The following is a 24,962-nucleotide window of genomic DNA, read 5'->3' on the forward strand; positions in this document are numbered from 1 at the left end:
CTACAGTGCCGTCATGCCACGATTGCCTGCGGGGGCCCTGAGGCTGCTGGTCCTGATCTCGCTCATCAATACCACCGGCTCCGGCCTGTGGATGGTGTCGAGCGCGATCTACCTGACCCGATACGCCGGGCTCTCGATCACCCAGACCGGCCTCGCCCTGACCCTGACCGGCCTGGTCTGCATGATCGCCAGCGCGCCGATGGGCTACGTCGCCGACCGGCTCGGCGCGCGCGAGGTCTTCGTCGCCGGGCTGATCGTCCAGGGCCTCGGCACGGCCGCCTTCGTTTCGGTGCAGAACATGTGGGAGTACCTCCTGATCGGCGTCCCCCTCGCCGTCGCCGACGCCGCCCAGCGCGGGGCCAAGGGGGCCGTCATCGGCGGCGCCGTCCCGCCCGAGGAGCGCGTACGCACCCGTGCGTACCTCCGCTCCGTCACCAACGTAGGTATCGCCATCGGATCGGCCCTCGCCGGCGTAGCCCTGGCGGCCGACAACCGCTGGGCCTACGTAGCCCTGATCCTCGGCGATGCCCTGACGTACCTGATCGCCGCCGCCATCGCCACCCGCCTCGACCCGATCCCGCGCACCGCCCACACCCCGGGCGCGCCGCGGCTGGTGGCCCTGCGCGACCGGTCGTTCCTGGTGTTCGTCCTGCTCGACGGGCTGCTCTCGACGCACTTCGGGCTGTTCGAGGTCGGTCTGCCACTGTGGATCGCGCACCGCACCGACGCCCCCACGTGGCTCGTCGCCGTGGTCTATCTGACGAACACCACCGCGGTCGTCCTGCTGCAGGTGCGGGCGGCTCGCGGTACCGACGAGCCGAAAGGGGCGGCCCGAGCGGCTCGACGGGCCGGACTGGTCCTGCTCATCGCCAGTGGGCTGTATGCGCTGTCCGGACACGCGAGCGGGCTGGTGACCATCGCCCTGCTGATCGCCGGCGCGCTGGTGCACGTGGTGGGGGAGCTGTGGCACTCGGCGTCGGGCTGGGGCATCTCGTTCGGGCTGTCACCGGCGGACAAGCACGGGCAATACCAGGGGGCGTATGCGATCGGGATGCAGCTCGGGCAGATGCTCGCCCCGATCGTCGTGACGACCCTCGCGGTCGGCTGGGGCGACCCCGGCTGGCTGCTGCTCGGGGTCGCCTTCGCCCTGGCCGGCGCCGCGATGCCACCGACCGTCGACTGGGCTCTGCGCAAGCGCCCGTTCGCGCCGGATCAGTTGCCGACGCCCAAGCTGGACATGGCGGCCGAGGGGTAGCGGTCGCCGCGGGCCGAGCCGGCCGGGACCGCCGCCTCGATCTCGGCGAGGTCTTCCGCGCTCAGCGTCAGGTCGGCCGCGCCGATGGCCTCGGCCAGCCGCTCCCGGGTCCGGGCCCCGATCAGCGGGACGATCAGGTCGCCCTGCGCCGCGACCCAGGCGATGGCCAGCTGCGCGACCGTGCACCCCTTCGCGTCGGCCACCTTGCGCAGCGCCTCGACCAGGCTCAGATTGTGCTCGACGTTGCCGGCCGTGAACCGCGGGTGCAGCCCCCGGAAGTCGCCGGGCGTCTTGCGCTCGGCGCTGTAGTACCCGGAGATCAGCCCGCGCGAGAGCACCCCGTAGGCGGTCATGCCGATCCCGAGCTCCTTGAGCGTCGGCAGCACCTCGGCCTCGACCGCCCGCGACAGCAGGGAGTATTCGATCTGCAGGTCCGCCACCGGGTGCACGGCGTGTGCCCGCCGGACCGTCTCGGCGTCGACCTCGGACAGCCCCAGCTGCCGCACCCAGCCCGCCTCGATCAGCTCCTTGATCGCGCCGACGGTCTCCTCGATCGGCACCGCCGGGTCGAGCCGGGCCGGGCGGTAGACGTCGACGTGGTCGGTGCCGAGCCGGGCCAGGGAGTGCGCCAGGAAGTTGCGGATCGCCGCCGGCCGGCTGTCCTGCCCGCCCGGGCGCCCGTCCGGGCTGAGCAGCACCCCGAACTTGACGCTCAACCGGTAGCGGTCGCGCGGGACGTCCTTCAGCGCCTCGCCGAGCAGCATCTCGTTGTGCCCGGCCCCGTAGTGGTCGCTGGTGTCGATCAGTGTGACCCCGGCGTCGAGCGCGGCGTGCACGGTCGCGATGCTCTCGCCGCGGTCGGCCGGCCCGTAGGACCCGGACATGCTCATGGCGCCCAGGCCAAGGTTTCGTGTCTGCATGCCTTCACCGTGCCCCGCCGCGCGCCGGTGCGGGAGCGGAGCGTTCATCGTAGGAGAGGCACTCCCTGGCTGCGCCTCTCGTTTGCGGGGAGGATGGGGTTCATGCAGCGTGAGCAGCTAGCGGACTTCCTGCGCCGCCGCCGTGAGGCGATCCGCCCGGCCGAGGTCGGCATCCCCGACGGCCCCCGCCGCCGCACCACCGGCCTGCGCCGCGAGGAGGTCGCCCGCCTGGCCGGCATGTCGGTCGACTACGTGGTGCGACTGGAGCAGGCCCGCAGCAGCCAGCCGTCCGCGCAGCTCCTGGCCGCCCTGGCCCGGGCCCTGCGCCTGTCCGAGGACGAACGCACCCACCTGTTCCACCTGGCCGGCCACCAGCCCCCGGCCGCCGGCGGCACGGCGAGCCTGGCCCGGGCCGGCCTGATCCGCATCCTCGACCTGCTGGGCGACAACCCGGCGATGGTCCTCTCCGACCTGGGCGAGGTCCTGGCCCAGAACCGCGCGTCGGTGCTGCTGGTCGGCGACCACAGCCGCTTCACCGGCCTGCGCCGCTTCCTGGTGTACCGCTGGTTCACCGAACCGGACGCACGCATCATGCAGCCCTCCATCGACTACCCGGACCACGCCCGCCGCCTGGTCGCCGACCTGCGCGCCGCCGCCGGCCGCCGCGCCGACGACCCGGTCGTGGCCGATCTGATCGCGCGGCTGTCGGCGGCCAGCGCGGACTTCCGGGCGCTGTGGTCCGAGCACGAGGTCGGGGTGCGCCGAGCCGACCGCAAGACGGCCCTGCACCCGCGCGTGGGCCCGGTGGTGCTGGACTGCGAAACGCTTGTCACGCCCGACATGGGCCAGGAGCTGGTGGTGATGACCCCGGCCGACGCCGAATCCCGCGAACGCCTGGCCCTGCTGATGGTCCTCGGCAATGAGGAATTCTCAGTGCACTGATGCCCGTTTGCTAGGGTATCGACCGTGTTCAAACTGAAGAGTGTTATGTCCCGGGCCGCCGTCAGCGTCGGTGCCGCGCTGGTCGGCACCGCCGTCGCCCTCGTCGCCACCGGCACGCCGGCCCAAGCGGCCACGCCCAAGTGCAACGCGGCCGGCACCCAGATGACCCTCCGCGGCGTGCTCCTCGACCTCCCCGTGTATCGCACCGGCTCGAGCACCACCGTGCTCTGCGGCGTCTACGAGGGCGACTCCGGCGACGACGTGAACCAGCTCCAGTGGACCCTCATCTACTGCTACAGCGAGAATCTGAAGCAGGACGGCAAGTTCGGCACCAAGACCAAGGCCGCCCTGGTGCGCGCCCAGGGCCGCGAGCACGTCAAGGCCGACGGCTCCTACGGTCCCAACACCGCCCTGGCACTCCTGCACCCGCAGCTCGGCCCGGGCGGCTGCGGCAAGCTGTAGCCCCGGTTTCGGCGGCCCACTCGGCCGGAGTGAGCCGCCGAAATTTCATTTTCTAGTGCGTTCGTCGTACTGCTTGCGGGCGTCGACAACTTCCTCGATGTGCTGCGTCGACCACTCCGTGAGCGCCTTCAGGGGACCGCGCAGGGTCTGGCCGAGCGGCGTCAGCTCGTAGTCCACACGGATCGGCGCCTCTGGATAGACCGTCCGCCGGATCAGCCCGTCGCGTTCGAGCGTGCGCAGCGTCTGAGTGAGCATCTTCTCGCTGATCCCCCCGAGCTGCTGCCGCAGCTGCGTGAACCGACGCGCACCGTGCCGGCCGAGCTCGCCCATCACCAGGACCGCCCATTTGCTGCCGATCTGGTCGAGCACGTCACGCGACGGGCAGCCGCGCGTATACGGGTCCCACGATGGTGTGGACTCGCTCACTTCCCGGTCCGTCGCCACAAACCTCACCTGGATCCTTTCGCCCGGGTGGGCACCTTACCCGAAAGTTCGCCCTTACCAAAGGAGAGCGACCAGGTCATCGTGGGTTCCGGTCGCGGAAGTCCCGCGGCGGAAAGGTGTCACCGCCATGTCGATCGTTGTCACTGCGGCCTCCGGAAATCTGGGCCGGCTCACCGTCGAAGCGCTGCTGACCCGGGGGGTGCCGGCCTCCGAGATCGTCGCCACCAGCCGTGACATCAGCCGGATCAAGGACTTCGCCGACCGCGGTGTCGAGGTCCGCCGGGCCGACTTCGCGGAGTCCGGCAGCCTCCCCGCGGCCTTCGAGGGCGTGGACAAGCTTCTGCTGATCTCCACCACGACCCCGAGCGAGCGCGTCGCCAACCACCGCCGCGCCATCGACGCCGCGGTGGTGGCGGGCGCGTCGCTGGTCGCGTTCACGAGCATGCTGCACGCGGACACGTCCACCACCCTGCTTGCTCCCACCCACCGGGCCACGGAGGAGTACTTGCGCGAGCGCCTCCCCAGCGTGATGCTGCGCAACGGCTGGTACCTGGAGAACTACACCGACCAGCTCCCTCAGGTCCTACCGGGCGGAGCGCTCGTCGGGGCCGTCGGCCCGGGCCGGATCAGCGCGGCGACCCGAGCCGACTACGCCGACGCCGCCGCGGTCGTGCTGACTGCCGAAGGCCACGACGGCCAGGTGTACGAGCTGGGCGGCGATGCGGACTTCACCCTGGCGCAGCTGGCCGCGGCGATCTCGGCCGCGACGGGCGAGCGGATCGGCTACACCGATCTGCCGGTCGACGAGTTCGCCCAGGTGCTGCTCGACGCGGGCGTGCCCGCCGAGCTGGCGCAGGTCCTCGCGGACGCCGACCGCGCCATGAGCCACGATGAAATGTTCACCGACTCCGGCGACTTGGGGCGCCTGATCGGACGGCCGACGACGACCCCGGCGGAAGCGATCGCCGCCGCCCTCCGCTGACCGGGCGGCGCCGCGCCGTCCCGCCTGATTGGGGCAGCGTGAACCGGGCGGGGGCGCCAGATGCTCGCGACTTTCGTCCTGGGCGGCGCCGGCGGTGCGGATTCGGCCATGTCGGCACATGCATCAGCGCATCAGGCGGGCGGCGAAGGCGGCGAGCACCTCAGCGCATCAGCGCATCAGGCGGGCGGCGAAGGCGGCGAGCACTTCGGCGGTGTCGTGGCCGGCGTTGATCGAGGTGGTGAGCAGGTCCAGGAGCAGGCCGTCGACGGCGTAGTGGAGCAGGGCAATTTCGAAGTCGCCGCCGGGCAGGCCGGTGGTGGCGTGGAAGGCGACGTCGTCGCGATAGCCGCGGTGCAGGGTGTCGGCGAGCAGGCGGCCGAGTTCGGGGCGGCGGGCGCCCTCGAGGCGGAGTTCGAACAGGGCGCGCATCAGGTCGGGTTCGCGGGTGGTGCGGCGGACGATGTCGAGCAGGTAGTCGGCCTGGCTGCGGCCCGCCAAAGTGGCCAGGTCGGCCGGGGCCGGGGCCATTCGGGCGAAGATGCGCTCGGCCAGGCCGCTGAGCAACGCGTCGCGGGAGCGGAAGTAATTCGAGGTCGTGCCGGCCGGGACGGCGGCCTCCTGGTCGACGGCGCGGTGGGTCAGGCCACGCGCCCCCGCACTGGCGAGCACGCGCAGTCCGGCGTCGGCTAGCAGGTCACGGCGCTGCGGGTTGCTGACCATGGGCGACACACTAGCACCAACCACTGCAGGTGTTGTACTTTAACCACGACGCCCATAGTGGTTAGGAGACAGTGCGCATGCGAAAGCTCGTCTACTACGTGGCCTCGACGATCGACGGGTTCATCGCCGGTCCCGCCGGGGAGACCGAGTTCTTCCCGTTCGAGGCGGACCTGCGGGAGTTCATCCGGAGCCGATACCCCGAGACGCTCCCGACCCATGTCCGTCCGCACGTCGGCATCCCGGACGGCACCCCGAACCTGGCCTTCGACACGCTCGTCATGGGCCGGGCAACGCTCGAACCCGCACTTCAGGCCGGGATCGCCCGTCCATATGCGCACCTGCGGCAGTACACCTTCAGCCGGCACCTCCAAAAGGGATCGGAAGTCGTCGACCGCGACCCGGTGGAGTTCGTGCGCGAGCTCAAACAGCAGGACGGGCTGGACATCTGGCTCTGCGGTGGCGGTGACCTCGCCGGGCAGCTGCTCGGCGAGGTCGACGAACTGGTCATCAAGCTCAGCCCGGTCATCGCCGGTCAGGGCATCCCGCTCGTGCGAACGGGTTTCGACCCGATCCGCTTCACGTTGGTGTCGACGACGCCGCTCGAAAGCGGCGTCGTCGTGCTCACTTATGAGCGTTCTGCGCGCCTGGCAAAGGCTTGATGGCGTTGGCGATCATCGCGGCCAGGGCCACCAGGACGGTCACCGCGACCAGCGACTTGATGACCGTGAAGTGGTCGCCCAGGAAGCCGATCATCGGCGGACCGCCCAGGAACGCGCAGTAGCCGATCGAGGCGACCACGCTCACCCGCGGCGCGGCGAAGCGGGGGTCGTCGGAGGCGGCGCTCATGCCGACCGGGAAGCCCAGCGACGTGCCGAGGCCCCACAGCAGCGCGCCGATGAACGCGGTCAGCACGTTGGGGCCGAAGATGAACAGGGCCAGGCCGGCGACCGTGATGACCGACAGGGCCCGCAGGACCGGGACGCGGCCGTAGCGGTCGAGCAGGTCCGGGCCGAACCAGCGGCCGGTGGTCATCGCGGCCAGGAAGACCGCGAAGGCGAGGGTGCCCACCGCGGCCGACGCCTGATAACCGTCGATCATCGAGATGCTGATCCAGTCGATACCGGTACCCTCCGCCAAAGCGAATGCCAGCACGAAGACTCCGACGAGCAGGGTGCGCGGCTCACGCCAGAAGCGAAGCGTGTGCTGCAGGCCGCTGTCGCCTTCGGCCGGGGCGGACTCGGCCGCGCCGTCCGGCATGAACGTGCGCACGGCGTAGATCGTGCTCGCGCCGACGACGATGGCGGTGAGCGCGAGGTGCAGCGTGACCGGCACGTGGAGGGTGACCATGAGCGCGCCGAGGAGCGCGCCGGCGACGGTACCCACGCTGAATCCGGCATGGAAACGCGCCATGATCGAGCGGCCGACTGCGCGTTCGACGACCGCGCCCTGCACGTTCATGGCCACGTCCCAGGCGCCCATGGCAAACCCGAACAGCAGCAGGCTCACCACGACCGGTGCGATGCCGAGGTGATAGCCGGACGCGGCGCCGGCCAGGGCGACCGTCAGCAACGCGGCCATCACCGCGACCGTCTTGCGCGAGCCGAACCGGGCCACGATGTGCCCGGAGCCGACCAGCGCGAGGATCGAGCCAGCGGCCATGGACAGCAGGACCAGGCCGAGCTTGGAGGGGGCGAGGTGCAGGGCGTCGCGGATCTGCGGGATGCGCGAGGCCCAGCTGGCCGAGGCGACGCCGGACCAGATGAACGCGGCGTACGTGGCCCGGGTGGCGGCCCCCGCCTGCGCCTCGACGGCGATTGGGGTGGTTGTGATCATCACGTTCCGATCGTTCGGTCGACGACCGTGCGGATGTCCTGGCGGGACACCGGTCCGGTCGACAGGGTCTTGTGCATGACCAGGCCTTCGATCAGGGCGTCGATGCCCCGGGCCGTGGTCGGGTCGACGAACCGCTCGAGCACGGCCCGGCTCGCGCGCATCCAGGTCTCGGTGACCTCGCGCAGCGCCGGCTCGCGCAGGGCGGCCAGATACAGCTCGTAGGCGATCGCCCAGTCCGAGGGGCTGGCCCCGGCGTCGCCGTCGATGAGGTCGGTGACCGCCTCGACGAGCTGCTCGCGGCTCTCAACACCGCGGAAGTGCGCCTCGTAGATGACCGACATCCGCTCGGCGTGGCGCCGGAACGCTTGGCAGCGCAGGTCTTCGAGGCTGGTGAAGTGGTACGTCAGCGACCCGAGCGGCACATCGGCGGCCGCGGCGATGAGCCGGTGGGTCGTCCCGGCGACCCCGTGCTCGGCGATGACCGCGATGGCCGCGTCGATGATGCGGTCCTTGCGGTCGGGGTCGTGCCTTCGGACAGACATGCTCAGAGTTCGCGGACGATCCGTGCGGGATTCCCGACCGCGACGACATTGGCGGGCAGATCCTTGACGACGACCGCCCCCGCGCCGACGACGGTGTTCGCGCCGATGGTGACGCCCGGGCACACGATGACCCCGCCCCCGAGCCACACGTTGTCCCCGATGGTGATCGGCGACCCGGCCTCCCACTTGTCCCGCCGCTGCTGCGCGTCCACCGGATGCCACGCCGTCAGCAGCTGCACGTTGGTGGCGATCTGGACGTCGTCCCCGATCGTCACCCGCGCCACATCGAGGCAGACGAAGCCGAAGTTCACAAAACTCCGAGCGCCGAAGAAGGTTTGGTACCCGTAATCGAACTGCACCGGCGTCCGGATCTCGGTCTCATCCCCGAGTGCACCGAGCAGCTCGGTGAGCAGCTTGCGCTTGGCATCCCCGTCGGAGGCCGGCAGCAGGTTGATCCGCCGCGTGAGCTCCTGCGCCCGCAGGTAGTCCCGCCCGATCTCAGCGTCAGCGATGTACAGCTCCCCATCGAGCATCCGCTGCCGCATGGACTTCTCCGTCATGTGTACAAACGTACACTGGATATGTACGCCTGTACACAGCTTCTCTTTACCGATATTGAAACACGGGCTTGCAGCGCCCGACGAGACTGCGCGGACCCCGCACCGGACGGCCCGGTGTCGGTCAGGAGGCGGCGCCGGCCGGGATGACGTGGGTGGCGCCCTCGCCGAGGCGCTGGACGACCAGCGTGGCGATCTCCGGGGTCAGGTTGCGGGCGTCGGCGACGTTCCAGCCCTCGCCGGCCGCGTACGAGGCGCCCTTCCACGTCGGGTGCAGGACCGGGATGACGGTCTGCATGACGGCCTCGAAGGTGCGCTGGTCGGCGGCGGTGTCGAAGGTCGTGATAGTGACAACCGTGCCGTTGATGGTGCAGGTGCCCTGGTCGCGGTACTTGTAGACGGTCTCGTCGTGGGTGGCCGCCTTCGTGTACCCGTCGCAGGCCAGGGCGGTCGCCACCTTCGCGGCGTCCTCGCCCTGGTAGGTGGGCTTGTTGATGGCGGCGATCGCGTTCGGGGCCTGCCAGCCGGCGACACCCGCCACGGCGGCCAGCGCGACCGCACCCAGGACCAGCCGGCCCCGCTTCCGCCGTGGTGCGACGGACTCGGTGGCCGGCTCGTCCAGGTCGATGATCGTGGCCATTGGGCAACCCCGCTTCTGCTTCGCCGGTATCGGTACAAATTCAGGCTAGTTGCAGAATTGGTGCAGATCTGTCCACCGACCTGCCGCGGTTGCCCGCCCCAACCAGGGGACTTTCTATAGGGCCGACGCCGGGACCGCGGACATGACCGGGAACCAGGTCGAGGGCTGGGCGGGGTCGGCGAACTCCAGCTCCTGCAGGGTCTTGAGCAACTCGCTCTGCGGGATGTTGGCGCCGCCGTCGGCGTAGATCTCGGCCAGGTACTTGCCGTCGGCCGACATGCGGAAGCACAGGTTCGCGTTGCCGGAGTTGCAGTACGCGGTGCCGCCCGGGCGCTGGTGGGTGCTGTCCGTGAACTCCACCGGGTACAGGGCGATGCGCACGGTCGGGCCGTGCTCGTAGGACGCGTCGACCGGCTCGGTCAGCGACGTGTACGACGGGCGGGTCTGCATCAGGCGGATGCTCGCCGACATGTACGACGCCCCGGACGGGAAGTCGTCCGTGCGGCCGGCCGAGCTCAGGACGTACCCCCGCGGCGTGTATTTGGCTTTGATGGAGACGGTGGCCGGGGACGCCGGCGCGGAGGTCAGGCCCGACGCCAGTTTGAGCAGCTCGCCCTGGTTGAACTCGCCGTTGACGACCGAGCTCGCGACGGCCCACGCGTTGTCGGCGTACTGCCAGGCCAGGGCCACGTTCGGGCCGATGTCGGACGAGTCGATGTACATGACCTTGCTCATGAACAGGCCCGGGCGGCCGTTGACGGTGACCTTCTCGCCGGCCGCGAACTTGGTGGGCTGGAAGACGCCCGGGCGGTAGACGGTGATGTTGGCGCTGTACAGGGGCGAGAAGGCGACGACCTGGTTGGTCTGGCCGTCGTAGAGGTCCGACATCTGCTTGCCGCGCTGCACGTACAGCTCCTGGTAGCCGGGCGTGACGTGCTCGGCGCCGGTGACGGTGAAGTCGCCGACCTTGTAGCCCTTGAAGCCGTACGTCCAGTCCGCGTCCGGGTAGGTCACGGCCGAAGGCTGCGCGGCCACGACCGCCGGCGCGTCGGTGCTTTTGCCGGCGAACGCTTGCGGCAGCGCGATCGCCGCGACGACGGCCGCCGCGGTCGCGACCGCCGCACCGCCTTGGAGCAGCTTGTGCCGGCCCCGCCGGCGACGGCCCGCGGCCACCACGTCGTCGACGCCGCGGCCCATCGGCGGCGCCTCCGACAGGGCGTCGACGCGCGCCTGTTGCAGCAGGTCTTGCATGTTCTGGCTCATGACGCCCTCTCGATGTGTCCGGATCCCGCGATCGAACCCAGGGGTTCGGCGACGTCGAGCCGCGCACGCAGCCTGGCCAGGCCGCGCGCGGTGTTGGTCTTGACGGTCCCCTCCGGGCACCGCAGCGCCTCTGCGGTCTCCGACACGGTCCGGCCCTCGAGGTATCGCAGGACCAGCACCGCCCGCTGCTGCACCGGCAGGGTGCGCAGCGCGTCGAGGACCGTCAGCCGGTCGATGACGTCCGGCGTGCCGTCGCGCACGGCCGGCTCCGGCAGGTTGTCGCCCACCGTGTGCTCCCGGCGCCACCAGGGCCGGCGCACCTCGTCGACCGCCGCCCGCACGACCATGGTGCGGGCGTAGCTCTCCGGCCGGTCGACCTTCCGCCAGCGCCCGTACAGCTTGGCCAGGGCCGTGCACACGGCGTCCTCGGCGAGCTGCCAGTCGCCGCAGGTGAGGTACGCCAAACCGCGCAGCTGCTCCATCTGCACGGAGACGAACTCCCGGAACGCCACCTCGTCGTCGCGGTTCACCAGTCAGTGCTCCAATCGTCGCGGAGGCTAGACGTTCGTCACCGGCCATCGCGTTTCAGCATCGCCCAAAAACTTTTCCGGCGGCGGCGGGCCGGCCCCGGCCCCCCTTCGCGCACCCTCGTCACCAGGATCTCGTCGAGCCGGGCGGCGACCCGCTCCAGCAGCGGCGCCCCCAGCACGCAGATCGTGTACTCCCAGGGGTGCCCGAAGGTGCCGTACCGGAGGTCCTCGGCCAGGTGGATGCTGTAGTCACCGTCCGGCATCATGCTGGCGGGCCAGTGCGGCCCGTCCGCGGCCGTGATGGCGTGCGGCCGGATCCGATAACAGTCGTGGTGCCAGTCCAGAATTAGCAGGGTCTCTTCGGGCCCCGTGCAAGCCCACAGCCCGTCGTTGACGGCCTCGACCATCGCATCCAGCTTCAGATAGTCCGGATCATCGTCAAGGCCCGCGAGGCTCCAGGTCACCGAGTCGGCCGGCTCCCTGATCGCCGGCCAGCCGGCACTGTCCATCCCGGGCCGAAACTCGAACTGCCGCTCGAACCGCGCCCACACCCGCCGGTACTCACGCTCGTCAAGCCTCTCAACGGCCGCCGCCATACCACCCATCTTCCCTGCGTACGAAGGCATGCGCGGGAGGATTGCGGGCCCGGCCGAGCCGGAGACAAGAACCGGCGGAGCCGGAGAAGCAGAGAGGCCATTAGGAGCCGGAGAAGCCGAAAGGCCATTACTCGGGTCCGCGGTGATTGCGGTCCGCTGCTCCCGCCAGACACCGGTCGGCCCCAGGGGGCCTCCCTTCGGCGTCCGTAGTAATTGCGGTGCCGAAAACACGACGCCCGCGGCGCCGCCAACGCCGCGAACGCCGCACCGCTTTGCGCCGCACCGCCCGCGCCGCGCCGCACCGCCACCAGCGCCGCGCTCTTACGCAGCGCCGCCAGCACCGCACGCCTTACATAGCGCCGCTAACGCCGCTACCGCCTCCAGCCCCCCGTTTTATGGGGATAAAGGCGAAATGTCCGGCGACGGAGTCGCCGGACATTTCGTCCTACAGGAGGGAGCAGTGGCTTACATCGACGAGGCCGGGACGAAGGTGTAGCCGGCGGCCTGGATGCCTTCGACCGTGTCCTTCAGGTAGCTGACCGGGACGTACGGGTGGAAGAAGAAGCTCGCCACGCCGTCCTTCACGGTGGTGTTCAGCTGGGCGGAGTTGACCAGGTCGGCCGGGAGCATCGCCGGGTGGTTGTTGTACGGCTCCAGTTCGATGTTGCCCAGGTTCTCCGGGTAGGTCAGGACGCCGTAGATGTCGCGGACGGTGTACGGGAAGAACTGGCCGATGATCCGCGTGTTGTCGAGGTCGCCGCCGCGCAGGGCGCCGGAGGAGTACAGGCCGCGGTCGTAGCGGGTATTGAACGTGGCCGCCACGGCGCGGTTCGAGGCGTCGCTGCCGGCGTAGTGCGGGAACTCGAAGATCGTCGGCTTGGCCAGGCCGGCCTTGGCGAACTCGGCGAACGCGCTGTCGATCCGGGACTGGGCCCAGGCCTGCGAGTCCTCGGCGACCGGGCCGTCGTAGATGACGTTGTTGGTGACCGGGTCGACGTGGGCCGTGTAGAACTCGAAGTCGTCGGCGCTGACGCCGTTGTACGGGTTGTCCTTCGACGCGTACTGGTGCGTGTAGCCGTGCATCAGCAGCGTCCCGCCGTGCGCCTGCATGTTCTTCAGCGCCTGGATGACGAGCGGGCGGTCGGCGAGGGTGTAGTCCTCGGGCACGCCGTTGTTGTAGGCGCCCTTCGCGTCGATGTACCGCGAGTACACCGCGACGGAGAACGGCACGTTCATGCTCGACAGGTAGGTCGTGATCGCGTTGAGCTCGGCCGGGTCGGCGTCGGGGCCGACGTCTTCGATGCGGACCAGGGCCCGGTGCCGCTCGACCGTGTTCGGCGCGAGCGCCTCCTCGAGGAGGTTGGCGAAGGCGACGTACCGGTCGTTGGTGGCCATGTACGAGTAGGGGATCTCGCCGAGGTAGGTGAAGTTGCCGGAGCGGACGCCCCACGAGAACGCGGAGCTGTCGCTGTCGCGCACGGCGTTGCCGATCGCGGTGGCCTTGGTCTCGTCGTAGATGACGGTGTCCATGATGCCGGCCATGTTCTGCGGGTCGCGGCTGAACGTCTTGCCCTCGTAGTTGACCTTCGACACCGCCGACACGTCGAACGACTTCCAGGTGAAGCCGCGGTTGGCGGCGAAGTTCGGGTCGCGGGCCGTGAGCTGCCAGATGTTGTCGTACACCCAGATGACCGGCTTGGTCGTCGCGGTCACGTCGTCGAGGAACGCGGTCGGCAGCGGCTCGTCGTAGGTCGAGCCCATGTAGATGACGGCCTGGTAGTCGTTCAGCTCGCCGGCCGTGTAGTTCACGACGGGCTGCGCGGTCCAGTCGCCGAAGTGCGAGGACAGCTGCGAGGTCGCGATCGCGTACTGCTCACCCAGGAACCCGTACGGGCCCGTCGTGTCGTACAAAACCAGGGTCTTGCCGGTCGCGCCCGGGATGCCGGCGCCGTTGCGGGCGTCGACGAGCGGCGTCGCCGGCGTCGTCACGATCGTCGACGGTGAGGCCGAGGAGACATTGCCGGCCGCGTCAAGAGCTTCGACGCTGAAGGTGTACTGCGTGCGCGCGCTCAATCCGGAGATCGTCGCGCTGGTCGCGGTGACCGTCTGCACGCTCGGGCCACCGGTGACGCGGTAGGACACGACGCCCTGGTCGTCCGTCGACGCGGTCCACGAGAGCGCGACGCTCGTCGAGGTGAGCTCGCCCGCGACCGGCGCACCCGGGGCGGTCGGCGCGGTCACGTCCGGCGGGGGCGGCGGGGTCAGCGTCGTGAACTCGGCGGCCGAGCTGGCGGCCGAGACGTTGCCGGCGGCGTCGACAGCCTTCACGGTGAGCGAATGCGCAGTCGTCGGCGTCAGACCGGACAACGTGGTGGTCGTCGCCGGCGGGGCGCCGGTCAGGGTGGCGATCGGCGTCTGCGCAGTACCGTCGAAAATGCGGTATTCCGAAACGCCGGTGTCGTCGCTGGAAGCGCCCCAGCTCACCGTGGCACCGGTGGTGGTCACGTCGCTCACGTTGAGCGCGGACGGCGCCGACGGGGCGGTGCGGTCGGTGACACCGGTGGTGAAGGCCCAGATGTACTGGTCGCTCAGCACGCCGGAGGCGCCCTTGACCTTGACGGTGATCGTGTACCGCGTCGAGTCGGCCAGCGCCGCCCGCGGGCTGAACGTGAACGTGTGCGTGGGCGCGTCATACGTGTAGTAGGACGGGACGGACGCGCCGCCGGCGGTCTTGACGAACGAGTACCGCAGCGAGGCCGGGTCGGTCGGGTCGTTGAACGTGATCGTCGGACGGGCCGTGGCCGCGACCCCCGTCGCCCCGTTCTTCGGGGTGACCGCGGTGACGGCCGGGGCCGCGGCGTGTGCCACCGTGCCCAGTCCGCTCGCGGCGATGGCGCCGACGACGGCCGACCCCACCAGCTTCACCGAGATGCGCACTCTGGTTCGCCTTTCTGGCTGTGTTGCGCGGGCTTGTTGAAGAGGTTTTTGTTACGAGGGCCCCGGCTCCGAGGTGTCGAGCCGGGGCCCTCGCAAGGGGTGTCGCGTCAGCTGGCGCAGTAGAGGGTCGGGGTGAAGGACGCCGAGCCGACACCGCTGCGGGTGATCGTGAAGACCCAGGCCTTGCCGGCCTCGTCGGTCACGTCCCGGGCCGAGCCGCTCTGCGACAGGCTGCCGGAGTTGATCGCGATGGAGCCGCCCAGGACGACGCCGGTGGCGCAGCTGAACGTGTAGGTCCGCGAGCCGCTGACGTTGCTGGCGATCGTCGTCGCGGTCGCCGCCGTGACCTTCGTGTAGCCCGCGCCGGCCGCACCCGTCGCGCCCGTGGCCCCGGTGGCGCCCGTCGCGCCGGCCGCCCCGGCCGCGCCCTTGATGCTGCCGATGGCGGCCCAGGTGGTGGCGTCGGTCTTCTTGTACATCGAGAAGTCCGTCGTGTTCAGGTACACGTCACCGACCGAGCCGACCGTCCCCGCCGGCACACCGGCACCGGTCAGGATCGACGAGCCGTTGGCCCCGTCCTTGCCGGCCGAGCCGTCCTTGCCGGCGAGCCCGTCGGTGCCCTTCGCGCCGGCGGCACCGGTCGCGCCCACGGCACCCTGCTCACCCTGGGCCCCGGCGGCACCGACAACACCCTTCAGCGACGCCAGCCACGCCTCGGGCGTGCCGGTGAAGAGTCCATAGTCGAGCGCCATCTGATAAGCATCTTTTCCATCGGTACCGTGCCCGACGAGCGACTGCAGCCACTCGTCGACCGTCCCGACCGTCGGGTCCGCGGCCTTCGCGACGTCATACGCGCTCGCGCCCGGCATGCCCGGCAGCCCCTGCGCCCCGGTCGCGCCGGTCTCGCCCTTCTCACCCTGAGCACCGACGGCCCCGGCCGCGCCGGTGTCGCCCTTCTCACCTTGCACACCCTGCGGCCCGGTGGCGCCGTCCTTGCCGTCAGCGCCGGGGATGCCCTGCAGCCCCTGCGCGCCGGTGGCTCCGGTCTCGCCCTTCTCACCCTGGACGCCCTGGGCCCCGGTCGCGCCGGTGTCGCCCTTCTCGCCCTGAGCCCCGGTCGCGCCGGTCGCACCAGCAGCGCCGGTCTCGCCCTGGACGCCCTGGGCGCCGGTGTCGCCCTTGACGCCCTGCTCGCCCTGCGCCCCGGTCGCACCGGTGGCACCGGTCTCGCCCTTTTCGCCCTGAGCGCCAGTAGCACCCTGAGCTCCGGTGGCACCCGTGTCGCCCTTTTCGCCCTGAGCGCCAGTGGCACCCTGAGCGCCGGTCGCGCCGGTGTCGCCCTTCTCGCCCTGAGCACCAGCGGCGCCGGTGGCACCCTGAGCGCCGGTCGCACCCTGAGCGCCCGTGGCACCCTGAGCGCCGGTGTCACCCTTGTCGCCCTTGGCCCCGGCGGCACCGGCGGCGCCGGTTGCACCCGTAGCGCCGGTCGCGCCGGTGGCACCCTTCGCGCCGGCAGCACCCGTGGCGCCGGTCGCGCCCGTCGCGCCAGTGGCACCGGTGGCGCCGGTCGCGCCCTTGGCTCCGGGCGGGCCGACCGGGCCGGCCGGGCCCTGGGCGCCGGTGTTACCCGTCGCGCCGGTGGCGCCGGTGGCACCCTTCACGCCCTGGCTGTTCCACTGGATCTGCTTCTCGCCGGTCTTGCAGCGCGCGCCGCCCTGGTAGTCGATGACCCGCAGCGCGCCGGTGCTGGTGTTGCGGCAGCCGGTGATCATGCCGGTGCCGGAGTCCGGCACGGCACCGTAGGCGGTGGCGCCGACGCCGACGAGGACGGCCGCAGCGGTCGCACCGATCGCGGCGATCTTCTGCTTCTTGGACTGGAACACGAGCTCTCCCGAATCTCAGGTGGCGGTTCTGGTGCGCTACTTGCCGTTGACGACGACCCGCTCGGACGGCCGGAGCTGCTTCGGCGCGGGCGGCGGCGGCATCTCCCCGTCTTTCGCGGGCCGGCTCTCCGCCGTCGGCGCGTGCTGCGCAGCGGTGCCATGGTGTGCCAGGTCGATGCCGATCCCGAGCGCCACCACGCCGGCGGCGACCGCGGTGGCGATGCCGATGACGAGCTTCTGCATGACGACTCCCTCAGGATTTGGGCACGACGCAGCGACCGCGGGACACGCGGCGAGCGAACGCTGGAGCGGATGGAACGGAGAATTCGGAAGCGAACGTCAGAACGAGCGCACCGGATTGCCCCATGGAACACGTAAAACGTTGTCCGGGGCCGGTTTCGCCACTGGCTCCCCGCCGGGCCGATTCGGCGACCAAAATGTCGCCCGGCGGATCACTGCCTTCCCGTCAGCCCGTCGCCGGGCTGGTCCACTTAAGGTAGCCGCCCGGGTGCAGACGCGTTGTCGTCAGCGCGGGATGCACTCCGCCGCCAACCGGATGACAAAGACCTGCTCAGGGCACGTACAGGCAGAACGGGTGGCCGTCCGGGTCGAGGCACACGCGGACGTCGTCCTGGGGCTGCCACTCGGCGACCGTGGCCCCGAGCTCGACGGCCCGGGCGACCGCGGCCGTGAGGTCGTCGCAGGCGATGTCGAGGTGCATCATCATCTGCTGGGTGTGCTCGGCGGCGGGCCAGACGGGCGGGCGGTACAACTCCTCGGTCTGCAACGACAACGCCGCCCCGCCGGCCGGATCGCGCAGGGTGACCCAGCCGTCTTCCTGCTTGTCGATCGGCCACTCGAGCAGCGCGGAGTAGAAGCGGGCGAGCCGCCCCGCGTCGGACGCGTTGAGAACCGTCGCCTTGAGCCGCACGCCGCTACCGCACCGAGTCGATCAGGTCGGTCAGCTCGCGCATGAGGCGCTCGGCCCGTTCGCTGCCGAACACGTTCTCCACGGCGCGGTGGTGCCCGGTGGCGGCGTGGTCGAGGCGGGCGAGGAGGGCGGTGCCGGACTCGGAGAGGTACACGGCGACGCGGCGGCGGTCGTTGGGGTCCTGCCGGCGGTAGACGAGCGCGCCGTCGACGAGCCGGTCGACGGCCTTCGTCAGCGTCGGGTGGGGCATGAGCGCGGCCTCGGCCAGGTCGCCCATCGAATGTCCGCGCCCGTCGGAGAGGGCCTGCAGGATGCGCCACTGCTCGACGGTGACCCCCTCGGACTGCAGCGCCGCCGCCAGCCCGCGGTTGACCGCCCGCTCGGCTTCGCTCAGCACGTATCCGAGGTGTGCGCGCAGCCCGATCGCATCCACCATGGTCGCCCCCTACCCTTCGCCCGCCATTGGAAAGATACTCGGCGACGTGGATGAGGTCCGGTTGGTCTCCGACCCGCTCGAGGCGCGCCTGCTGCCGCCCGAGCCGGGCGGTGCGCTCCGCGTGGCGCTGGCCGTGCCGACGTCGGGCACGCTGGGCATGATGGCACCGGCCGTGCTCAACTGCGCCCGCCTGGCCGTGGCCGAGCTCAACGCGGCCGGCGGCCTCCTGGGCCGCCCGCTGGAGCTGGTGCTCGTGGACGCCGGCCGCCACCCGCGGACGGTCGCCGCCGAGCTGTCGGACCTGACGCAGTCGGGCGCGATAGCCGCGGTGGTGGGCACCCACGCCAGCGACGTCCGCGTGGCCACGGTCAAAGCGCTGCACGGCCGCATCCCGTACGTTTTCACACCCCCGTACGAGGGCGGCGAACACTCCCCGGGCGTCTACCTCCTGGGCGAAACCCCGGCCCGCCAGCTACGCCCGGCCTTGGACTGGCTGGTGAGCAACCGCCGGGCCCGCCGCTGGGCGCTGATCGGCAACGACTACGTATGGCCGAGGATGCTCCACCACGCCGCCGTCGCCTACCTACGAGCCGCGCAGGCCCAGGTGGTGGCGTCCCACTACGTCCCCTTCGGCGAACTCGAACCGTCCCGCGTGCTCGACCTGATCGCGCGACGCCGGGCCGACGCCGTCCTGCTCACCCTGGTCGGCAGCGATCTGGCCGAGTTCAACCGCGCGTACGCCGACTCCCACCTGCGGGCCCCGAGACTGTGCGCCGCGCTGGAAGAGAACGGTCTGCTGGCCACCGGCGGCGACGCCACGGGCGAGCTGTACGCCACGATGGGCTACTTCGGCAACGTGGCAACCGACGCGGGCCTGGCCTTCGTGGAGCGCTACACCCACCGCTACGGCTGGCAGGCCCCGGTTCTCAACGGCCACGCCGAAGCCTGCTACGACGGCGTCCGCCTGCTACACGCGCTGGCCACCAGAGCCGGCACCCTCAACCCAACCGCCATCGACCAAACCGCCGACGGCACCACGATCACCGGCGGCCGCGGCCCGGTCACCGTGCGATCCCGCCACGTGGACCAGCCGGTCTACCTGGCCCGCGCCGACGGCCTCGACTTCGACGTCATCGACGCCTTCTGACACCCACTCAGCCGAGCCACCGGCTCGGCCATGGACGGGTCGTTCGGGGTTGATCTGACCTGCGATTCCAGTGACATTTGTCGGTACCGCGGCGATCTCGGGCTTCCTACGCTGAGCCCATGAGAGATCGCCGGTTTCCGATCGTCACGACCATCGTCTTCGTCGTGACCGGGGTTGCGGAGCTGCTGCAGTGGGCGATACCGGCCTGGGGCGCGGCGCTGGAGCGGGACCCCGGCGGCCTCAGCTGGGGGCACTGGTGGCGGCTGTTCTCGCCGCTGCTCACGCAGATGGCGTCGCCCGGCGTCTCCGGGACCGCGCAGTTCGTCAGCAACATGCTGTTCCTCGCGGTCATCGGCGTCGGCGCCGAGCGCGTGCTCGGCCCGCGGTGGTGGCTGGCCGGCTACGTCGTGGGCGGCGTGGTCGGGCAGGCCACCGGCTACTGGCTGGAGCCGCCCGGCGGTGGCACGTCGGTCGCGGTGCTCGGGGTCGCGGCCCTGCTCGCGGCGGCCGTCGTGCTGGGCGAACAGGCGCCGTCGGTGTCCCTGATGTTCGTCGGCTACTTCCTGCTCGCGATCACCCTGACCAGCCTCACGAACTGGATCGCGGCCATGGCGGTCATCGTGGTCGGCGCCTGGTGCTACCAGTTCGCCCGGCCCCGCTGGCCGCGCCGGGCCGACCTCGCGGTGGTCGGCATCGCGGTGCTCGCCGCGGCGGTCCTGATCGCGGCCGGCGACCACCACGGCTGGGCATTCACGGCCGGCCTGGCCCTCACCCCGCTGTACCGCCGGTCCCGCCAACACCGCACCACGTCGCCGAACGAAGGGGCCACCGCGCCCGCCACCTGAACGAGATCTTTCCGTTTTCAAGTATTAGGTCTACCGTTGGCCAGCATGGCGGGACCTCCGGAGATCGAGCGGTTCGGATACACGCAGGAGCTGCAGCGCTCCCTCTCGTTCACTGATCTGCTGGTGTACGGGCTGATTTTCATGGTGCCCATCGCGCCGTTCGGGATCTTCGGGGGTGTGTTTCAAGGGTCCGGCGGGATGGTGGCCCTGGCCTATGCGATCGGCATGGTGGCCATGGTGTTCACGGCGCTCTCGTATGCGCAGATGGTCAAGGCGTTCCCCATGGCCGGATCGGTCTACAGCTACGCCGGGCGGGGGATCGCGGCGCCCGTCGGGTTCCTGGCCGGGTGGGTGATTCTGCTCGACTACGTGCTGGTGCCGAGCCTGCTGTACCTCGTCGCCAGTGTCGCCATGAACTCGGTCGTCAGCGCGGTGCCGATCTGGGCCTGGCTGGTCGCGTTCGTGGTGCTCAACACCGTGGTCAACCTGCTCGGCATTCAGCTCACCGCGATCGTCAACAAGTTCATGCTGATCGGCGAGCTCGTCGTGCTCCTCATCTTCCTCGTGATCGGCGTCGTCGCCCTCGCGCAAGGCAAGGGGCGGGGATTCGACACCTCACCGCTGTACAACAGCGAGACCTTTTCTTGGCCCTTGGTCTTCGGCGCGGTCTCGATCGCGGTCCTGTCGTTCCTCGGGTTCGACGGTATCTCGATGCTGGCCGAGGAGCACCGGGGCGAGGCCCGGCAGATCGGGCGGTCGATGGTGGCCGCGCTCGCGCTCGCCGGGGTGCTGTTCATCGTGCAGACGTGGGTCGCCGCGCTGCTCGTGCCCGACCCGCAGAAGCTGCTCGACGAGGGCGATCCGGGCGGGACCGCGTTCTACGACGCCGCGCGGGTCGGTGGCGGGGCCTGGCTGGCCACGCTGACGGCCGTCGCCACCGCGGTCGCCTGGGGGTTCGCCAACGCCCTGGTCGCGCAGGTGGCCACGTCCCGGCTGCTGTACGCGATGGCCCGCGACCGGCAGCTGCCGTCGTTCCTGGCCCGCATCTCGCGGCGGCACCGGGTGCCGGTCAACGCCACCTTCGTGGTCGCCGTGGTGTCGCTCGGGCTGGGGCTGTACATGTGGTCCCGCGACGACGGGATCACGCTGCTGTCGACGCTTGTCAACTTCGGCGCGATGACCGCGTTCCTGGCCCTGCACGTGTCGGTGTTCTGGCACCATGTGGTGCGCCGGGGGAGCCGGGACTGGCTGCGGCACCTGGTGTTCCCGCTGATCGGGTTCGCGATCCTGCTGTACGTCGTGATCAACGCCAAGGTCGCGGCCCAGATGCTCGGCTTCACCTGGCTGGGCATCGGCGTGATCATCCTCGCGGTGCTCTACGCCACCGGCCGCCGCCCTCAACTCTCGGGACAGGCGAATGACTGAACTGCACGTCTACGAACCGTCGGCCGACGAACTGGCGTACACGTTCGGCGGCCGCGCGCCGGTGCGCCGCGTGCGGCCGGGCGACGCCCTGCGGGTGTACACGGAGGACTGCTTCGGCGCCCGCGTGACCGGCCCGGACACGCTGCCCACCGACGTCGTGCGGTTTCCGTTCCTGAACCCGGTGAGCGGACCGTTCCACGTCGAGGGCGCGGAGCCGGGCGACACGCTGGCATTGCACTTCGTGCGGTTGCAGCCCGCGCGGGACTGGGCCGTCTCGAGCACGTTCCCGCACTTCGGCGCGCTCACATCGACATCACACACCGCCACGCTGCAGCCGCCGTTGGAGGAACGTGTCTGGGTGTACGAGCTGTCCGACGACATCGCTCGCTTCAGCGCGCGCAACAGCGACTTCGTGGTGGACCTGCCGCTCGATCCGATGCACGGAACGGTCGGCGTGGCACCCGCGGCGTTCGAAGCGCGCATGACGATCACACCGGACGCGCACGGCGGCAACATGGACACACCCGAACTGCGCGCCGGCGTGACCGCCTACTTCGGCGTGAACGTCGACGGTGCACTGTTCGCGCTCGGCGACGGACATGCGCGCCAGGGACACGGCGAGGTGAGCGGGGTGGCCGTCGAGTGCGCGATGCGGACAACGCTCATCGTCGAGCTGCTCAAGGGCGTGCCGACACCGTGGCCGCGCCTCGAGTCCGACGAGTGCATCATGAGCACCGGCTCGGCCCGGCCGCTCGAGGACGCCTACCGGATCAGCCAGCACGACCTCGTCACCTGGGTCAGCGGCCTCACCGGCCTCGACGAGCTCGACTCCCTGCAGCTCGTCAGCCAGGCCGGCGAGGCGCCGGTCGGCAACGTGTGCGACACCAACTACACGATGGTCGCCAAGGTGGCCAAGCGCTACCTGCGCGGCGCCCGCGCGTACGACGGTGTTCACGCGCGGCTGCGGGAGAGCGCGGCAACAATGGGGCTATGAAGCTAGGTCTGCACTACTGGAACTTCTCCAACCCCGCCGAGCCCACCGCGATCGGCCCCACGCTGCGCGAGACCGTGACCATCGCCGAGCAGGCGGGCGTCGACTCGTTCACGGTCATGGACCACTACTTCCAGATGGATCAGATGGCCCCGGCCGAGGAGCCGATGCTGGAGGGCTACACGACGCTGGGCTACGTGGCCGGGTTGACGCAGAAGATGACGCTGGGGCTGCTGGTCACCGGTGTGATGTACCGCCACCCGGGTCTCCTGGCGAAGATCGTCACCACGCTCGACGTCCTCTCCGGCGGCCGCGCCCGCCTGGGCATCGGGGCCAGCTGGTACGAGCGCGAGCAGCGTGGCCTGGGCGTGCCCGTGGTGCCGATGGCCGAGCGCTTCGAGCGCCTGGAGGAGACGCTGCAGATCGCCCTGCAGATGTGGAGCGGCCAGGGCGGCGAGTTCAACGGCAAGCACTACCAGCTGGCCGAGATCATCAACTCGCCGGCCGCGATCAGCACCCCCCACCCGATGATCATGATCGGTGGCGGCGGCGAGAAGAAGACGCTGCGCCTGGTCGCCAAGTACGCCGACGCCTGCAACCTCTTCGGCACCTCCGCCGACGACCTGGCCCACAAGCTCGACGTCCTGCGCGAACACTGCCGGGCCGAAGGCCGCGACTACGACTCGATCGTGAAGACCGCCCTGGTCACCCGGCCGGCCCTGGTCGACCCGGACGCCTGGCTGGCCGACGTGGAAGCGTTCAAGGCCCTCGGCATCACCGAGGTCATGACCATGCCCGACCGCAACCCGGTCGAGTTCGCCAACGGCCTGGCCGAAAAGATCCTGCCGCGGGTGGCCTCCATCTGAGGTCGCCCTACTGTGGGCGGTGTGACGGAGCCGCGGTGGTTGAACGAGCAGGAGGAGCGCGCCTGGCGCGGCCTCATGGCGATGGGGGACGGCCTGTCGGCCTTCATCGACCGCCGGCTCCGCACCCGCTGCGGCCTGTCACACGCCGACTATCAGGTGCTGGCCCACCTGTCGGAGGCGGTCGGCGGGCGGCTGCGCTCGTTCGAGCTCGGTGACCGGCTGCAGTGGGAGAAGAGCCGGCTCTCCCAGCACCTGACCCGCATGCAGGGCCGCGGCCTGGTGACCCGCGAACGGTCCCAGGCCGACCAGCGGGGCGCGGTCGTCACCGTCACCGCCGCGGGCCGGGAGCTGATCTCCGCCGCGGCCCGCCGGCACGTCGCCGACGCCCGCGAGGCGGTGATCGACCAGCTCACCGCGGCCGAGCTGCGGACCCTGGCCACGATCGCCGACAAGGTCCGCCGGCGCCTGGCCGCCCTCGACGCCGCCGACGACTGAGCGACGCCGCCGGCGTTTGAGCGACGCCGCTCACACTTTGGTTGATGCATTAACCAAATCGGCCTAGGCTTTGGTTAACACATCAACCAAAGGGAGGCAGTCATGACCTGTGCGCTGCAGCGCTTGGACGACACCGCCAAGGACCTGCTCTTCACCGGCGCCCGCACGGCCAACACCTTCACCGCCACTCCGGTGACCGACGCCGAGCTGACGCAGATCTGGGAGCTGACCCGGTGGGCGCCGACCTCGGCCAACTCGCAGCCCCTGCGCGTGCTCTACGTGCGCCCGGGCGCCGGCCGCGACCGGCTCGTCACGCACATGAACGAGGGCAACCGGGCCAAGACGGCGGCCGCCCCCGCGGTCGCCGTGCTGGCCATGGACACCGATTTTCACGAGCACATCCCGGCGGTACTGCCTTTCCGCCCCCAACTGCGCGACGTCTACGCCGGCGACGACACCCTGCGCGCGCGGACGGCCTCGTTCAACGCGACCCTGCAGGCGGGCTACTTCATCCTCGCCGTGCGCGCCCAGGGCCTGGCCGCCGGCCCGATGGGCGGCTTCGACACCGCCGGCGTGGATGCCGAGTTCTTCCCGGACGGCCGGCTGCGCTCGATCCTGGTCGTCAACATCGGCCACCCCGGCCCGGACGCCTGGCTCCCCCGCCTGCCGCGCCTGGCCCACGACGACGTGGTGCGGTGGGCCTGATGGACGCGACTGACACTGACCGCTACGCCATCGTCGGCAGCGGCAAGATTGGAGCCGCCCTGGCCGAACTGTTCACGCGGGCCGGCATCGAGGTCGGCATCGCCAATACGCGCGGCCCGGACTCCCTGCGCGAGCTGGCGGCCTCGCGTGGGCCCGCCCTCCGGCCCTTGTCGCTGACCGAGGCGCTGGAGCGCGAGATCATCTTCCTGGCCGTCCCGTTCCCGGCGATCCCTCAGGTTGGTGCCGCCCGGCCGGACTGGACCGGCAAGCTCGTCGTCGACACCACCAACGCCCACTACAGTCCCGGCTCCGAGGATGTCCTCCAGGGCCGGGCGTCCGCCCACTACACGGCCGGCATGCTGCCCGGCGCGACCGTCGTCAAAGCCTTCAACCAGCTCCCCGCGGCCACCCTGACCGCCGAGCTCGACGCCGGGGCCGGCCGGCGCGTGGTCTTCATCGCGGCCGACGAGCCGGCGGCCGGCGACCGCATCGCCGCCCTCGCCGGTGCGCTCGGGCTGGCCGCTGTGCAGCTGGGCCGCATCGACGAGGGCGGCCGCCTGATCCAGGTGCCCGGCCCGCTCGTCCTGCGCCACCTCGTCGAACGACCACTCTGAC

The 24,962-nt window shown here is 70.7% G+C and carries 28 protein-coding genes; 13 read left to right on the forward strand and 15 right to left on the reverse strand.

From position 1 onward, the window contains the following. Positions 1-13 precede the first annotated feature (13 nt). Complete coding sequence (locus tag ACIA8L_RS00985) at positions 14-1,255, forward strand: MFS transporter (protein ID WP_395899073.1); 1,242 nt, start codon at positions 14-16, stop codon at positions 1,253-1,255. Here ACIA8L_RS00985 and ACIA8L_RS00990 read toward each other — a convergent pair. Further along, on the reverse strand, positions 1,213-2,175 hold the full coding sequence (locus ACIA8L_RS00990) for an aldo/keto reductase (protein ID WP_395899075.1): 963 nt from the start codon (positions 2,173-2,175) through the stop codon (positions 1,213-1,215). The two genes, ACIA8L_RS00985 and ACIA8L_RS00990, sit on opposite strands and share 43 nt — an antisense overlap. A gap of 102 nt (positions 2,176-2,277) precedes the next feature. Between ACIA8L_RS00990 and ACIA8L_RS00995 the strand changes: the two genes are divergently transcribed. Together ACIA8L_RS00995 and ACIA8L_RS01000 are read left to right on the forward strand one after the other, a co-directional pair. After that, complete coding sequence (locus ACIA8L_RS00995) at positions 2,278-3,117, forward strand: helix-turn-helix transcriptional regulator (RefSeq protein ID WP_395899077.1); 840 nt, start codon at positions 2,278-2,280, stop codon at positions 3,115-3,117. 24 nt (positions 3,118-3,141) lie between these two features. Continuing rightward, entirely contained in the window at positions 3,142-3,579 is a 438-nt protein-coding gene (locus tag ACIA8L_RS01000) for a peptidoglycan-binding protein (protein WP_395899079.1), read from the forward strand. A gap of 45 nt (positions 3,580-3,624) precedes the next feature. Here the strand turns inward: ACIA8L_RS01000 and ACIA8L_RS01005 are convergent, their stop codons facing one another. Beyond that, on the reverse strand, positions 3,625-4,032 hold the full coding sequence (locus tag ACIA8L_RS01005; protein WP_395899081.1) for a winged helix-turn-helix transcriptional regulator: 408 nt from the start codon (positions 4,030-4,032) through the stop codon (positions 3,625-3,627). Positions 4,033-4,150: 118 nt separating this feature from the next. On the opposite strand from ACIA8L_RS01005, the gene ACIA8L_RS01010 reads away from it, so the two are divergent. Beyond that, the gene (locus ACIA8L_RS01010) at positions 4,151-5,005 is read left to right on the forward strand and encodes an NmrA family NAD(P)-binding protein (protein WP_395899083.1); all 855 of its coding nucleotides are present in this window, start codon (positions 4,151-4,153) and stop codon (positions 5,003-5,005) included. A 168-nt stretch (positions 5,006-5,173) separates the two neighbouring features. On the opposite strand, the gene ACIA8L_RS01015 is transcribed toward ACIA8L_RS01010, so the two are convergent. Beyond that, positions 5,174-5,725, reverse strand: coding sequence for a TetR/AcrR family transcriptional regulator (locus ACIA8L_RS01015; RefSeq protein WP_395899085.1), 552 nt, complete (start codon positions 5,723-5,725; stop codon positions 5,174-5,176). A gap of 77 nt (positions 5,726-5,802) precedes the next feature. Here ACIA8L_RS01015 and ACIA8L_RS01020 point away from each other — a divergent pair, with 77 nt between their 5' ends. After that, a complete protein-coding gene (locus ACIA8L_RS01020; RefSeq protein WP_395899087.1) occupies positions 5,803-6,384 on the forward strand; it encodes a dihydrofolate reductase family protein in 582 nt (193 codons plus the stop codon). Here ACIA8L_RS01020 and ACIA8L_RS01025 read toward each other — a convergent pair. The 12 genes from ACIA8L_RS01025 to ACIA8L_RS01080 form a co-directional block, all read right to left on the reverse strand. Beyond that, positions 6,347-7,558 (reverse strand): MFS transporter, encoded by a 1,212-nt coding sequence (locus tag ACIA8L_RS01025; protein ID WP_395901658.1) that lies wholly within the window; start codon positions 7,556-7,558, stop codon positions 6,347-6,349. The genes ACIA8L_RS01020 and ACIA8L_RS01025 overlap by 38 nt on opposite strands. Beyond that, positions 7,558-8,100, reverse strand: a complete 543-nt coding sequence (locus ACIA8L_RS01030; protein ID WP_395899089.1) for a TetR/AcrR family transcriptional regulator — start codon at positions 8,098-8,100, stop codon at positions 7,558-7,560. The genes ACIA8L_RS01025 and ACIA8L_RS01030 overlap by 1 nt, the downstream gene beginning before the upstream one ends. Before the next feature lie 2 nt (positions 8,101-8,102). Beyond that, positions 8,103-8,660 (reverse strand): sugar O-acetyltransferase, encoded by a 558-nt coding sequence (locus tag ACIA8L_RS01035; RefSeq protein WP_395899091.1) that lies wholly within the window; start codon positions 8,658-8,660, stop codon positions 8,103-8,105. A 121-nt stretch (positions 8,661-8,781) separates the two neighbouring features. Next, positions 8,782-9,297 (reverse strand): hypothetical protein, encoded by a 516-nt coding sequence (locus ACIA8L_RS01040; RefSeq protein WP_395899093.1) that lies wholly within the window; start codon positions 9,295-9,297, stop codon positions 8,782-8,784. A gap of 114 nt (positions 9,298-9,411) precedes the next feature. Then, positions 9,412-10,560 carry a hypothetical protein gene (locus tag ACIA8L_RS01045; protein ID WP_395899095.1) on the reverse strand — a complete coding sequence of 383 codons (1,149 nt, stop codon included), beginning with the start codon at positions 10,558-10,560 and terminating at the stop codon, positions 9,412-9,414. Then, positions 10,557-11,090, reverse strand: a complete 534-nt coding sequence (locus ACIA8L_RS01050; RefSeq protein WP_395899097.1) for a SigE family RNA polymerase sigma factor — start codon at positions 11,088-11,090, stop codon at positions 10,557-10,559. Before ACIA8L_RS01050 ends, ACIA8L_RS01045 begins: the two co-directional genes overlap by 4 nt. 38 nt (positions 11,091-11,128) lie before the next feature. Further along, complete coding sequence (locus ACIA8L_RS01055) at positions 11,129-11,686, reverse strand: DUF2716 domain-containing protein (protein ID WP_395899099.1); 558 nt, start codon at positions 11,684-11,686, stop codon at positions 11,129-11,131. A gap of 465 nt (positions 11,687-12,151) precedes the next feature. Further along, positions 12,152-14,611 carry a DUF2334 domain-containing protein gene (locus ACIA8L_RS01060; protein ID WP_395899101.1) on the reverse strand — a complete coding sequence of 820 codons (2,460 nt, stop codon included), beginning with the start codon at positions 14,609-14,611 and terminating at the stop codon, positions 12,152-12,154. A gap of 119 nt (positions 14,612-14,730) precedes the next feature. Further along, complete coding sequence (locus ACIA8L_RS01065) at positions 14,731-16,506, reverse strand: spore surface glycoprotein BclB (RefSeq protein ID WP_395899103.1); 1,776 nt, start codon at positions 16,504-16,506, stop codon at positions 14,731-14,733. 36 nt (positions 16,507-16,542) lie between these two features. Next, positions 16,543-16,749: a hypothetical protein gene (locus tag ACIA8L_RS01070; RefSeq protein WP_395899105.1), complete on the reverse strand. Its 207-nt coding sequence runs from the start codon at positions 16,747-16,749 to the stop codon at positions 16,543-16,545. Positions 16,750-17,077: 328 nt separating this feature from the next. Beyond that, positions 17,078-17,437, reverse strand: a complete 360-nt coding sequence (locus ACIA8L_RS01075; protein WP_395899107.1) for a VOC family protein — start codon at positions 17,435-17,437, stop codon at positions 17,078-17,080. A gap of 4 nt (positions 17,438-17,441) precedes the next feature. Then, the gene (locus tag ACIA8L_RS01080; protein ID WP_395899109.1) at positions 17,442-17,873 is read right to left on the reverse strand and encodes a MarR family winged helix-turn-helix transcriptional regulator; all 432 of its coding nucleotides are present in this window, start codon (positions 17,871-17,873) and stop codon (positions 17,442-17,444) included. Positions 17,874-17,919: 46 nt separating this feature from the next. Here ACIA8L_RS01080 and ACIA8L_RS01085 point away from each other — a divergent pair, with 46 nt between their 5' ends. The 8 genes from ACIA8L_RS01085 to ACIA8L_RS01120 all read left to right on the forward strand — a co-directional run bounded on the left by ACIA8L_RS01085 (position 17,920) and on the right by ACIA8L_RS01120 (position 24,961). Then, on the forward strand, positions 17,920-19,020 hold the full coding sequence (locus ACIA8L_RS01085) for a substrate-binding domain-containing protein (RefSeq protein ID WP_395899111.1): 1,101 nt from the start codon (positions 17,920-17,922) through the stop codon (positions 19,018-19,020). 119 nt (positions 19,021-19,139) lie between these two features. Next, positions 19,140-19,865 (forward strand): rhomboid family intramembrane serine protease, encoded by a 726-nt coding sequence (locus tag ACIA8L_RS01090; RefSeq protein ID WP_395899113.1) that lies wholly within the window; start codon positions 19,140-19,142, stop codon positions 19,863-19,865. Between the two features lie 45 nt (positions 19,866-19,910). Beyond that, positions 19,911-21,290 (forward strand): APC family permease, encoded by a 1,380-nt coding sequence (locus ACIA8L_RS01095; RefSeq protein WP_395899115.1) that lies wholly within the window; start codon positions 19,911-19,913, stop codon positions 21,288-21,290. Then, positions 21,283-22,284: an acetamidase/formamidase family protein gene (locus tag ACIA8L_RS01100; RefSeq protein WP_395899117.1), complete on the forward strand. Its 1,002-nt coding sequence runs from the start codon at positions 21,283-21,285 to the stop codon at positions 22,282-22,284. The genes ACIA8L_RS01095 and ACIA8L_RS01100 overlap by 8 nt, the downstream gene beginning before the upstream one ends. After that, positions 22,281-23,147: an LLM class F420-dependent oxidoreductase gene (locus ACIA8L_RS01105; RefSeq protein ID WP_395899119.1), complete on the forward strand. Its 867-nt coding sequence runs from the start codon at positions 22,281-22,283 to the stop codon at positions 23,145-23,147. Before ACIA8L_RS01100 ends, ACIA8L_RS01105 begins: the two co-directional genes overlap by 4 nt. 21 nt (positions 23,148-23,168) lie before the next feature. Then, the gene (locus tag ACIA8L_RS01110) at positions 23,169-23,642 is read left to right on the forward strand and encodes a MarR family winged helix-turn-helix transcriptional regulator (RefSeq protein ID WP_395899121.1); all 474 of its coding nucleotides are present in this window, start codon (positions 23,169-23,171) and stop codon (positions 23,640-23,642) included. A gap of 102 nt (positions 23,643-23,744) precedes the next feature. Then, a complete protein-coding gene (locus ACIA8L_RS01115) occupies positions 23,745-24,347 on the forward strand; it encodes a malonic semialdehyde reductase (RefSeq protein WP_395899123.1) in 603 nt (200 codons plus the stop codon). After that, complete coding sequence (locus ACIA8L_RS01120) at positions 24,347-24,961, forward strand: NADPH-dependent F420 reductase (protein ID WP_395899125.1); 615 nt, start codon at positions 24,347-24,349, stop codon at positions 24,959-24,961. The genes ACIA8L_RS01115 and ACIA8L_RS01120 overlap by 1 nt, the downstream gene beginning before the upstream one ends. The last annotated feature ends 1 nt before the right edge of the window (position 24,962 follow it).

It is taken from the genome of Dactylosporangium sp. NPDC051541, assembly GCF_044454505.1.
Lineage (GTDB): Bacteria > Actinomycetota > Actinomycetes > Mycobacteriales > Micromonosporaceae > Dactylosporangium.